The organism is Yeosuana aromativorans, assembly GCF_014646655.1.
Classification (GTDB): Bacteria; Bacteroidota; Bacteroidia; order Flavobacteriales; family Flavobacteriaceae; genus Yeosuana; species Yeosuana aromativorans.
Window position 1 is genome coordinate 190,077 of sequence record NZ_BMNR01000001.1, and the last position, 12,516, is coordinate 202,592.

Annotated in this window: 9 protein-coding genes, 1 tRNA gene and 2 pseudogenes; 2 read left to right on the plus strand and 10 right to left on the minus strand. The window is 36.4% G+C overall.

Annotated elements, in window-relative coordinates; translation table 11 throughout:
- Positions 1-151 (plus strand): annotated as a pseudogene (locus tag IEW94_RS16870) (transcriptional regulator); the annotation flags it as partial.
- An 84-nt stretch (positions 152-235) separates the two neighbouring features.
- On the opposite strand, the gene IEW94_RS00715 reads toward IEW94_RS16870, so the two are convergent.
- The 6 genes and pseudogenes from IEW94_RS00715 to IEW94_RS00740 all read right to left on the minus strand — a co-directional run bounded on the left by IEW94_RS00715 (position 236) and on the right by IEW94_RS00740 (position 5,022).
- Entirely contained in the window at positions 236-1,828 is a 1,593-nt protein-coding gene (locus tag IEW94_RS00715; protein WP_188649346.1) for a type IV secretory system conjugative DNA transfer family protein, read from the minus strand.
- A 12-nt stretch (positions 1,829-1,840) separates the two neighbouring features.
- The gene (mobB, locus tag IEW94_RS00720; RefSeq protein ID WP_188649347.1) at positions 1,841-2,866 is read right to left on the minus strand and encodes a MobB family relaxase; all 1,026 of its coding nucleotides are present in this window, start codon (positions 2,864-2,866) and stop codon (positions 1,841-1,843) included.
- A 2-nt stretch (positions 2,867-2,868) separates the two neighbouring features.
- On the minus strand, positions 2,869-3,444 hold the full coding sequence (locus tag IEW94_RS00725; RefSeq protein WP_188649348.1) for a BfmA/BtgA family mobilization protein: 576 nt from the start codon (positions 3,442-3,444) through the stop codon (positions 2,869-2,871).
- Positions 3,445-3,917: 473 nt separating this feature from the next.
- Positions 3,918-4,115, minus strand: a complete 198-nt coding sequence (locus tag IEW94_RS00730; RefSeq protein ID WP_188649349.1) for a hypothetical protein — start codon at positions 4,113-4,115, stop codon at positions 3,918-3,920.
- 16 nt (positions 4,116-4,131) lie between these two features.
- Positions 4,132-4,581 (minus strand): JAB domain-containing protein, encoded by a 450-nt coding sequence (locus IEW94_RS00735; protein ID WP_188649350.1) that lies wholly within the window; start codon positions 4,579-4,581, stop codon positions 4,132-4,134.
- Between the two features lie 80 nt (positions 4,582-4,661).
- A pseudogene (locus tag IEW94_RS00740) lies at positions 4,662-5,022 on the minus strand (single-stranded DNA-binding protein).
- Positions 5,023-5,751: 729 nt separating this feature from the next.
- Here IEW94_RS00740 and IEW94_RS00745 point away from each other — a divergent pair.
- Positions 5,752-9,093: a P-loop NTPase fold protein gene (locus IEW94_RS00745; RefSeq protein ID WP_188649351.1), complete on the plus strand. Its 3,342-nt coding sequence runs from the start codon at positions 5,752-5,754 to the stop codon at positions 9,091-9,093.
- Positions 9,094-9,275: 182 nt separating this feature from the next.
- On the opposite strand, the gene IEW94_RS00750 is transcribed toward IEW94_RS00745, so the two are convergent.
- The 4 genes from IEW94_RS00750 to IEW94_RS00765 form a co-directional block, all read right to left on the minus strand.
- Positions 9,276-9,348, minus strand: a tRNA-Met gene (locus IEW94_RS00750).
- A 59-nt stretch (positions 9,349-9,407) separates the two neighbouring features.
- Positions 9,408-9,590: a CPXCG motif-containing cysteine-rich protein gene (locus IEW94_RS00755; protein WP_188649352.1), complete on the minus strand. Its 183-nt coding sequence runs from the start codon at positions 9,588-9,590 to the stop codon at positions 9,408-9,410.
- Positions 9,591-9,667: 77 nt separating this feature from the next.
- Entirely contained in the window at positions 9,668-10,492 is an 825-nt protein-coding gene (locus IEW94_RS00760; protein ID WP_188649353.1) for a leucine-rich repeat domain-containing protein, read from the minus strand.
- A gap of 96 nt (positions 10,493-10,588) precedes the next feature.
- Positions 10,589-12,499, minus strand: coding sequence for an ABC-F family ATP-binding cassette domain-containing protein (locus IEW94_RS00765; protein WP_188649354.1), 1,911 nt, complete (start codon positions 12,497-12,499; stop codon positions 10,589-10,591).
- Positions 12,500-12,516: the final 17 nt, after the last annotated feature.

Sequence of the window (12,516 nt, forward strand, 5' to 3'; positions counted from 1 at the left end):
GTCTGTAAGTGTATCAAATTTCAATTGCACGTTTAACCCTCTTGATAAGCTTTTAGAGGCTCACGAAGAAAACAAAAAACTCTATGAACGCTTATTGCAAGCTGAACAAGATAAAATTGAATATTTAGAAAAGCTTTTGAAAGAAAAATAAATTTGCCTGATTTATATACTATTTAAAAAGGGAATCATTTAAAACGGCTCCCTTTTTTATGTTTTAAACTTTGATGGTTGTGATTTAAGATTTCAACTGGAACAGTTGCCTTACCTCAAGATGGATCCGTTCAAAATTCGCCTGTATCTCGGCATCATTGTAACGGTGTCTCGGTGGTGGCAACTCCCGGGTTATGTTTGGCATTTTAAACCGTACCTTACGATCCTTTCCATCTGCAAACGAGATGAACTCACCTTCCCTTAACCGAAAGAACACATCAGATCGTATCTTGCTGACCTCCTTCTCCCCGGTGCTGATCCTGGCATCAAAGTCCAGACTGTTCTGGCTCTTGCTGATCGTGGTCGTGGGTTTCTTGACGATCTCAAAAAAGCGCTCATAGTACTTGGCGGTGTCCGGGTCGTTCGCCTTTCCAAAGAACTGGTAGGACAGGTTGCTCAGTATGGCACGGCTTGCCTTGTCACCGTACATCATATCGTTCTGGGTCTTGTCCTGCATCACATACACCGTTGAGATATCATAGCTGCGCAGGGTCGCCGGGATTCGGTGCATATTGAGCAGCCTGATGGTGGGCGCCTCCTCAATAAGGATAAAAGAGCATTCCCTGTGCCTAACGCTCATCTGTTTGGTCATGGTATGGATGATGGTGGCGATCACAGGGGAATAGGCCGTTTCAAATTTAGGGTTGTTCACGATGGAGACCACGGCGGGATTTTTTGGGTCGTTGATGTCCAAGGGCACTTCATCCGCAGAGAGCGCCATAAAGATGCGCTGCGTGCTTATCTTCTTCAGGGCATTTGCCAGTGTGCTCATCACCCCTGCCGTTTGGCGTTCCGAGTCCCTTCCCGAGATAAAGGCATCCGCCATGGCCTTGGAAGTATAATCAGAGCTCAAAAAACCAATGAGGCTATTGGCATCCAGATATTGGTAAGTGGCTATCAAATGGGGAAGCGTACAGTATTTGGGGTAGGCCGTCTTCAGTTTCCAGATAAGACCTCCCAATAGGCCTTCCACGGCATCGTTGAAGAACTTGGAAGAGCCCGCCGGGTTGGATTCCCGTTGTTCCAATAGGTTCTCCAGCAGCACCCTGGAAACCTCATTGACACTTTCCTCGTCCTCCATGTACCTCGGTGCAATGGGGTTCACCTTGGCATAGATGTCATCAAAGGAGATGATATGGAACGGGCGGCCGGATTCCTTAAAAAACGGGAACGCCATTTCGGTGATCTCAAAATGCTTGTAGTCATGGATGAGCCCACAAAACTGGTGCTCTTGAAAATGCCTTAACACATTGTAGACCACCGATTCGGTCTTGCCACTGCCGGCGGATCCAATAACGGAGATCCCCCTGCGGACGTTCTGGAGCCTTATCGAGCCGTTCTTTACCTTGATCTTCATGGAATACCTGCGTTCTGTTTTAGGTTGTTCCCAAACTGGATTTACCATAACAAAGAGCAGGTTATTGATAAATATAGTGGGCAATAGCCATTGACCCAATAGTTTCATGGACAGGTCCGGGTGCATGAGGTAGAGCAGATAGCAAATCACCAGGAGGCATCCTGAATTGAACCCATATGCATACCGCACATAGCGGAAGTTAACGGCCATCAAAACGGTCATGGAGAGATAGATACTGATTGTTAAGGTAAGTGGTGTCATATGATTGCTTTTTTAAATGCCGATGGAGCCAGCGTCCCTGGCCACATCGATGGTTCTTTTCAGTTGTTTGAAGGCCTTTAGGGCCAATTGCACTTGGTTCGTTGGGATATTAAGGTTGGGAACATGCATGCCGGACTTGCCCATGATCTTGAAGGCCGCGCTCTTTTCGTTTGTTGGCAGTGACATCAGGTGGGCAAAGAACCTGTAGGTGTCCTTATTGTACATTTTATGGGCATTGTAGCTTTCCACAAAGTTCCGCTCGTACTTGAACAGGGTGTCAAAGGTCCTCTCCGCCTTTTCAAAAAACCCATCACGGTCAAAGCCCCGCTTGACAGGGCTGCCGTTCAGGATGGCCTCGGAGGCCTTGTGGGAACTCCCCGGGGACAGGCTCAGCGTATTGGTGGCGTCCCTACGGCTGACAATGATATGGACGTGGGTCTGTAGCCCCGGTTTTTTCATCCCCTGCACAACCATTTGACCACTGACTTTATGTGGCGCCCCTGCCCTCAACCTGTCAATGGTCTTTTGGATGGCTTGGTCATTGCCCTCCAGTTCCCCTCTTCTGATCTTCACCAGGTCATGTTCCAGTTTGACGATCTCTTTCCTAAAGGGTTGGTTCTCCTTGATCTCCTTGTCAAAACCCTTATAGGTACGTTCGTACTCGATCTTGGCATAGTATTTTATGCTGTCCACGGATACGGGGACATCCCTGTAAAAGGAACCGGCGTAGTCCTTCATGGCCTCCCTGACATACTTCCGCAGTTTTTCGGGATCATTGCCTATATGCTCCAGTTCCCTTTGGCTTGGGCTTATGGTGAGGGAATAGAACTTGGGCTCATTTTTTCTGAGCTTGGCGGTATTGCCATCGATATCCTTGGTGACATGCTTGGGGGACACGTGGTCGTTGTACTGGTCAAAAAAGTGCTCCTGGAGCTCTGGTTCTTTGTCCCTGTTTTCTTTTTCAAGGTAGTCCACAAAGTCACCACAGCTTTTTGAAAATGTTTTGTCCAGATGTTGTTTGGTAATGGAGATGTACATGGTTATGCGTTTTTGATTTTTTCTTTAAGCGCTTCATAGTCCTCCAAGGCCATGTCCAAATGGAGCCTGGGCTTGCCAAAACTGCTTTTCACGATTCGTATCTTGGAAAACAGGATATCCTCAAACTGCTGTTTTGTTTCTCTTAGATCCCGCTTGAGCGCGTTCTTTTCCTTTCTCAGTTCGATGGCTTCCAATGACGTGGCAAAAAAGGGGTCATTTGCTGGCTTGTTGCTCCTTTTGACCTCTACTAGCCGGGGCTGTTTTTGTTTGGCAGGTGTTTTCTCGAACAGCAATTGTAGCATGGCCGTGGTGGGCCTTGTCTGGTTCTTTTCGATGTCCTTTACAATGGATACCAGGCCATTGATCCGTTTTTTGATGTTGGCCTCCAGGGTCCGCGCATTGGGTCCCAGGGTCTCCTTTGGAGATATCTCATTGTAAAGGAAAAAATCCAGCATGGTGTCCAGAGCTTCCGTATGGGTCTTAAAGAACCGTTTGGAGAACTCCTGAAATCGCTGTACGGTTTTCTTTTTGAACCGTATGTTACCGAATGTCTTCATTGTCGATTTGTTGCCTTTCATCCGTTTTGCCGCAAATTTTTGTCTGTTTATGCGGCCTTTAGGGGCATTTGCCGCAAATTTTGATTTTCTAATTCAGCTTATTCAAAACACATTTATTTTAAATAACTGATTTACAGTTATTTATAAAAAATCAAATAACGCAATGCCGCTTTAGCGCATTGCCCTCTTGCTATTCATTTTCGTCCAGCTCGCTGGACAAATTTTTCAAAGCTACCCGATCAAAAAATCGGCTGCTTTCTTTCTGTTTTGGCTTCGCTGAAACCCCAAGGTTACCAGCTCTTTTAAAGTTATTGGTTTAGATGTTAAAACTGAAATGCGGAATGGTCTGAAATGGTTCGCTTTGGAATCGCAAAAAATGGTTTTTTCCAATGTTGCGAATTTGGACGTCAGATTTTCAAAATGGTCTTGGAAAATTTGCAAGAAAAAAGACCTTCGAAATTCAAAGGTCTAGTTGCGTTTTATTTTGGCTTTCCTCAAATATTGAACACATATTGGTACGTGTAAAGGTTTTTGATGGCTTCTTCATCCAATAATGCATCATAATCCACATGGTGCTCTTTGGCGTATTGTTTCAAATCATTTCCAAACCTGTTTTCAACATCTTCCTTGGATATTGAAAACAAACGGTTTTGGGTTTCTTCATCGAGGTTGTTATAGTTCAAATAAACCATGGTTCCAATTTTTAAGCTATAACAGTCCGTTATCTGAAAAGCTGTAATAGTCTCCATTTGGAACAACAATGATGTGGTCCAATACTTTCACGTCAAAAAAAGCAGCTGCCTTCTTTATTTTTTCGGTAAGCTGTTTGTCCGCTTCACTGGGCATCAGTTTCCCGCTCGGATGGCAGTGGGATAAGATCACGCCCACCGAAAGAGATTTTAAAATGACCGCAAATAAAATGCGTATGTCCACCAATGTGCCTGTAATACCCCCAGTTGATAATTGATAAATGCCCTTGATTTTATTGGAGTTGTTCAATAACAGCACTTTAAAGGATTCCTGTAATGCAATGGTGTTTTTATCCCATGTTTGAAAAAGCAGTTTTCCTGCATCTGCAGAACTTTTGATGGCAGGGGATTTTGAAAGGGCGATGTTTTCTTTGTAGCTTATTTTTATTTCATTAACTTTACTTTTCATTGTTATACTTTTAAAGGTTAATAATGAAAAGAGGGCACACACTAATTGAAAACTGGTTTTTGCGCCCTCTTTATTTTTGTTTAATGGTCTGTTTTTGAAGTATTATTTTTAGCATCCAATAACAACACTTCATTGACAACGATTTCAGTAATCGTGCGTTTATCTCCCTGTTCGGTTTCATAAGAGCGTGATGTCAATTTGCCCTCAACGGCAATCTCTTTGCCCTTTTCCAACATGTTTCCCAATGATTGAGGCTACCTTGCCCCAAGCCACCATATTGTGCCAGTCCGTTTCTGATTGCTTTTCCCCTTTGGAATTTTTAAAATGCTCATTGGTCGCCAATGAAAATCTTACTAATACTTTGCCATTGTCCAAAGTTGTCATTGTTGGGTCTTGCCCAACGTTTCCGATTAACTGTACATGGTTCTTTAATGTTCCCATAATTAAATTGATTTAGCATCTACTAAAAAGTAGATTGGATTAATATTCAGTGATTTACTTATTGTATCCAGAAGCGTTTTTCTTTTTTGATTTTTTTAGTGCCACTTCCTTTTTGGATATTTTGATATGGTTTCATGATCTGATATTTTGATTTACTTCCCGTAGAGCCTTCAGCTGTTATCTTTTTTTGATGCTTGGTGCGGTCCAATATTCAGGCTTGGTAAGACGTATAAAAAAGGGGCGTGTGCGCCCCTGGCTTTATGCCGTTGTCCAAGAATGAATGTTGTTGTTTTGCTGTCAAAAAAAGTAGGACAGTGATAGCTCGGAAGTGGATTGAAAAACTATGTGAAATTTAAAATGTCAGGAAGTGGGACTCAATGGAATGATGGAATTCCGATGAAGCGGACTTAAGCTTAAAATTTGATAATGAGTTCTTTTCCATGAATGGGTTTTACGGCATGTAGTAAGAATGGGCTGAACGAAGATGAAAAGGGTACTTATCAAAAATGAGTATGCTTAAAAAGAAAATTCACATCAATATAGGTAAATGCAAATAGCAATTATTATGATTATTGCAAAAAATGGTCAAAATGAAGATTCGTGTCATTTTGTCATCTTATTTAATTTAATTAGTTGATTTAAATAGAATTACAAGCGAAAAAAACCCTTAAAATATATAAGGAACAATATTTGATGTACTAAAAATCTGTATAAAAATAAAGGAACGACATGTCAGACTTAACTAACCAAGAATTCCCCAAATTCATATCTAGCACACCTACTGGTGATGATATTTTTGAAGGTCAATCTCAAGAAAAAATATCAAGTACAATATTTAAGTTAATTAAGGAAAAGTCTCTTACTAATAATGTAATGGGGTTGGAAGGTAAATGGGGGTCTGGCAAATCCAATGTTATAGAAAACTTAAGAGGAAAATTTGATAATTGTGATTTAAATTATGACTTCTTTACTTATGATGCTTGGGGTCATCAAGAAGACCTTACTAGAAAAACTTTTTTAGAAGAACTAATTTTTCAACTAAAAATCAACGATAGATTTAATGAAAATATCGACTGGGAAGAAGAGCTTAAAAAATTACTTGCAAAAAAGTCCACAAAAAACACCTATAAATTTCCAAAAATCAAATTCTATTGGATACTCATTACAACTTCAATTCTCTTGTTCTCTTTTTTTGACATAGTCCATGAAGACTTTCTTTCATCAATGGACATTATTAAAAGTTATAGCAATCCAAAACTAAAGCTGTTTTTAGTAAAATATCTATTTCCGGCAATCCTATTTGTTTGGGGCATAGTTGAACTATTTAAAGGATATTTCGAATATGATAAGGATGAAAAAACAAAGAGTTTGAAATGGAAAGAACGTTTAAAAAGGTTATTCTATGTCTTTAGTGGCAACGATATAGAAACTGAAGAGCTTGAAAATATTTTTGAAGAGGAACCCTCCGTTAGACAGTTTAAAGTTTATTTTGAAAAAATCATAAACGATCTTAAATCAGAAGGCTTGATTATTGTTTTTGACAATATGGATAGACTTTCACACAGTACTAAAGTCTTATCATTATGGTCATCAATTTATACCTTTTTCTCTGAAGAGAAAAAAGCAAATGTTTGGGTTATTATCCCCTATGACAAAGAACATTTATCAGGTCATTTTGGAGAAGGAAATAATGAAGATATAAAAACAGATAATTTTATTGGAAAAACATTTTCAACAATTTTTAGAATCTCTCCTCCAGTACTCTCCGATTGGAAAAGGTTCTTTGACCTTAAATTTAAAGAAGCTTTTGGATCGATATATAATGATGAAGAAATTGAATTTATTTCCTCATTATATGAAATAGTATTCGACCTAAAAAACCGAAGGCCTAGAGATATTATTACGTTTGTAAATAATCTTGTATCTCTTTCTCTTCAACATAATTCATCTGTAGACATAAAATATCTAGCTTTATTTCTGCTAAGAAAAAAAGAAATTTTAGAAAATCCATTGACTGCTATTTCAACTAAAAGTTTTATGCAAGGTGAAAAATATCTTTTTATGGATGAAAAAGAATTAGAACAGAATATTGCATCAATCGTATATAATGTTGACAAAGAAAAAGCCAATGAGGTTCTCTTAAGAAACAGCATTGAAGATATGTTCATAAGACCTGACTTAGAGGTTTTAAAACAAATAAAGGATCATAGTGATTTTAAAACTTATCTGGATAATGTCATTCAGAAATCGGATTTCTCTCGTTTCATGTGCCAAAACGTTTCGTTAATCTTAGAGGAAGTAAAAGACACTTTAGGACAAACAACTATAAGAGGATATTGGGAAAAATTCGCAAATAGTATTGACAATAAAACTGAAAGTGAATTTATTACTTTCAAGGATTGGCATAAAAACACATTATTGAATGTTTCTAAGAAAACAGGATTAAAATTATCTAATCGTATTGTTCAGACGTCATTTGAAAATTATAAACAGAAAAAATCAACGGATTACTATGTTACGATACATGATTTACTTGATTTTATAAAGAAGAAGTCTTTGGATATAAATCCAAATGTGAAAAATATGGAATTTTCTCCTACTGATTTCTTAAGCTATATTGATGACTTTTCTCATTTTTCAAAAAATGTTTCTTTACAAGAAATGAATATTTCTTCAGATCTAAAAGAACTGGACGATTATTTCATACATGCCGAAACAGGAATGATTAATGTAACTCACGAATGGTTACATGTTATTGATTATTTAATAAAAAAAGATAAAAAGGTTTATAAATTCAATGATCTATCAAGAAAAATTGAAGAACAAATCCCATTGATTGCTTATAACAAAAAAGATGATATCGATAAAATAGTTGAAATTTTGAAAGTTCTAAATGGGAAAAAAGAACATAAGGCTTTTGAAACAAATTTTCTAAATAACTATTTGAATACCTACGGAAATGAAGATGACGGGGTATATTTTAATATTATTGCTAATTACATTAGCTTATTAGGTGCTACAACTCCAACAAATCAATATTTGCTTGTTGAATTGAATAGGATAGACAATTCGGACAAGATTGCCGAAATCATTCAATACTATATTAATTATGGAGATCTATTAAAAATAATAATTGATAGCGGTAGAAATTATGCCTTGCTTAAAGAGCTAGCAAAGAAATTAACGACCAATTCTTATGGATTTACCCAAACTCTATCCTCTCTATGGGTATATGAAAATATAGGTAGGTTGCAGGACAATTTGTTTAATAAAGATATTGAGATTTTTTTAAGTTCGTTTGAGGGTTGGAGCCAACATTTTCAAAAGAGAATTACTGATAAAAATGTATTTGATATTGGAACACCAATAATCGACTTAGTTTATGATTTTGGTGTTGAAAAGTTTAAATCTTTAAAACACTATTATGAAGTAGCTTCAAATAAACTAAAAACTCTAGATGAAGATACTTGGGCGGCAAACTTTAGTGAACCTGACCATAGCGTTATGTCAGCTTTAGATTGTTTTATGACCAATGGTTTACTAAACACTTCAATTACTAAATCTCCAGCATTCATGAGTGCCTATGAAAAATATTTAAAGAATATTTCTAAAAGAGAAATAGATGTGCCAGCTAATAAGGATTTTTGGAATGGATTACTAGAAAATGATTGTTTAGACAATAGAAAACTTAAACGAATTTATAATGATATTTTGGATTTGCTCCTTGATAATTCTGAACTTGATATTTCAGAAATTATGTTTTTTAGTTATGGCCTTTTTAATTATGCTACAAACATTTCAGAAACACATAAAGCAGATGAGTTCATTAGAAAAATTATTCTTCCAATGGAAGATAACAATATACTAATAGAAACATTTCCAAATCAAATAATTAAGGTGATAAATTCAGCTTCGTCTCAATATCATCAAGAATTATATGATTTATTAATCAAAATAAATGATATTGTTCGATCAAGCTCCATCAATTTAATAATTTCAAAAACAAAGCTTAAAGAACTAAAGGAATCAATAATTGAAAAAGAAAGTGAAAATGAGATACACGAAGAATAAACTCCTTAAATAAAATTAAAATTTATCTTAAAAACCATTTCTCATGAGTAAACAAAGCTCAAAAGATAACAAATAATTGCAATTCTTATTTTAAATATGAAAAAAGCATTATTCTGTACCTATTCTGTACCCATTGAAAATAAAAAAGGGTCTCAATCTCTTGAAACCCTTGTTATTCCTAGTAGCGGGAACTGGACTCGAACCAGTGACCTTCGGGTTATGAGCCCGACGAGCTACCTACTGCTCTATCCCGCGATATTGGACTGCAAATATACAATCCTTTTTAATTTCTACAATAGGAATTTTCAAAAATATTATTGCTCAATGCTATCCGCCTGAAAATGTATTAATTCTAAATCTTGAAATTGAACTGTTAGTTCTATTGGATTACAACAAACCTCACAATCCTCAATATATTTTTGACTTGGTAAGGTGTTATCTAATAACATGGATATGGTTTCCCAACAATACGGACACGTAAAATGATGTTCTAGCATACTAGTGTAAACAAAAAAACAGGCAACATAGTATCTTGTTGCCTGTTTTTTTGTTTATAAACTCTAACTAAATCAAACTATTCTTTTTCTAAATCCATTGTAGCTGTAGCACTATCTAACTGTAATTTCATTAAGCTTGGTGGATTTTTACCAGATATACTAATGTAATCCTGATTTAATTTATTATCACTGACCATTATGGTATTTAACTTGGTTAAATTCATAAACTCCATTGGCACATCACCAGTGAGTTGATTGGTAGATAATATTAATTCTTGAAGATTTGTTAATTGTGCTATCTCAACAGGAATCTCTCCATCTAATTTATTATCCATAAGACTTAATTTTTCCAATTTTGATAAGGCATAAATTTTGTTTGGAATATGGCCTGTTAAATAATTACTGCCCAATAAAAGTTCTTTTAAATTCGTTAAATTCAATATGGCTTCTGGAATTTCCCCAGAAAACTTATTGCTATATAATTTCAAGGATTCTAACTTTGTTAACTCACCAAGCTCAGCAGGGATATTTCCTTCAAAACCGTTCATGAACAATTCTAAAGAAGTCAGTTCATGTAAGTTTTTAATTGTATTTGGTAAGGTTCCTGTTAATTTATTAAACCCTAAATTCATTTTCTTAAGATTAACCAAATCACCTATTTCATTGGGCAAAGCGCCTTGTAGATTGTTAAATTGCAAATTTAATTCAACAACTTTATCATCTTTGATTTTTATGCCATACCAAGAATCTTCTGATGCTGTTAAATCCCATGTAGAATTCCACTCACTTCCGTTTGTTGAGTTGTACAGAGCTATTAAAGCTTCTTTTTCTTTAGGGGAAATATTGGCAAATGAAAAATTTGTTACCAAAAATAAGGCTACTACGTAGTAAATAGGTTTCATGTTGAATAAATTTGGGATTAATTCACTTACGAAATTAGACGAAAAGAGGATTAAAAACTATTTTATTCGATGAAATGCACAAAAATTTAACAAATACTAATCGGTGAACTGCTCCATTTCAAGCTGTATATTTTCCCATTTTTGCATTAGTTCCTGCAAAGTGCTTTTCTTTTTTTGGTAATGTTCAAAAAAGTTGGGCTTAGAAGTTACTTCTGTGTAGTTAGTTTCCAATGAAAAATCAATCTCCTTAATCTCCTTTTCCAACTGATTTATTTGTGCTTCAACATTGCTCAATCTGTTGTTTAAGGATTTTAGTTTTTTTTGGTCCTCATAGGATTGTTGCTTCTTTTCTTTTGGAGTTTCCTTAATAACATCGCGTTTTTCTACTTCTCTTAAATTGAGCACGTTACGCTGCTCTAAATAAAAATCAATATCCCCCAAATACTCTTTAATCTTATGATCTTTAAACTCATACACCTTATTGGTCAACCCTTGCAGAAAATCACGGTCGTGTGATACCAAAACCAAGGTTCCTTCAAACTTAATCAAAGCGTCTTTCAAAACTGCTTTTGATTTAATATCCAAATGGTTTGTGGGCTCATCCATGATCAGCACATTGAAAGGCTGTAACATCAACTTTGCCAAAGCCAAACGGTTGCGCTCTCCCCCTGAAAGCACTCGAACATATTTTTCCACTTCGTCGCCTCTAAACAAAAATGAGCCTAAGATGTCTCTAACTTTACTTCTATTGGTTTCATTAGCGGCATCAATCATGGTATCCAAAACCGTTTTATTGCCGTCCAAATATTCCGCTTGATTTTGGGCAAAATATCCTATTTGCACATTATGCCCTAACTTGAGATGCCCGTCAAACTTAATATCTCCAACCATGATTTTGGCCAAAGTGGATTTCCCTTGTCCGTTTTGCCCTACAAAAGCGGTTTTACTGTCGCGTTCAATGACTATGTCAATATGCTTTAAAACATGATTGTCTCCATAGCTTTTTGAAATATCATGGGCTTCAACCACTACTTTTCCAGGCGTAACAGACACTGGAAACTTAAGGGTCATGACGCTGTTATCATCTTCATCAACCTCTATTCTATCAATTCTGTCCAGTTTTTTAATAAGCGATTGTGCCATGGTAGCTTTTGAAGCTTTGGCCCGGAATTTCTCAATCAGTTTTTCAGTTTGCTCAATTTGTTTTTGCTGGTTTTTTTGCGAAGCCAATTGCTGTTCTCTTATCTCTTGCCTTAAAACCAAGTACTTGGTATAGGGCTTAGGATAGTCATAAATTCTACCTAATGAAATCTCTATGGTTCTATTGGTTACATTATCCAAAAACATTTTATCATGCGACACAATAACAACAGCACCCGAATAATTCTTTAAAAAACTTTCCAACCAGATAATGGATTCAATATCCAAATGGTTGGTGGGCTCATCCAGTAATAAGATATCATTGTTTTGAAGCAGTAGTTTTGCCAACTCAATGCGCATGCGCCAACCTCCAGAGAATGTATCGGTGAGTTTATCAAAATCTTTACGTTGAAATCCTAACCCTTGAAGAATTTTTTCGGTTTCACCTTGGTAGTTATAACCGCCCAAAATTTCATATTGATGATGGTATTCATTTACATCAACCATTAATTGGTGATAGGCTTCACTTTCGTAGTCTGTTCTTTCGGCCAATTGCTTGTTGACCTCCTCAACCTTGGCTTCTATGTCCTTTATTTCAGTAAAAGCCTCATATGCTTCTTCAAGGACAGTTCTTCCAAAATCAAAATCTATATCTTGCTTTAAAAAACCTATTTTCAGTGTTTTATCTGAGGCAATCTGGCCAGAATCCGGTTCCAGTTCCCGTGATAAAATTTTGAGCATGGTTGATTTACCTGCACCGTTTTTACCAATTAACCCTACCCTATCACCATTGTCCAACTTAAAGGTAATATCTTCAAAAAGATAATCACCTTGAAATGAAATTGATAAATTATGAATGTTCATCATAGAAATGTAACTTAAAT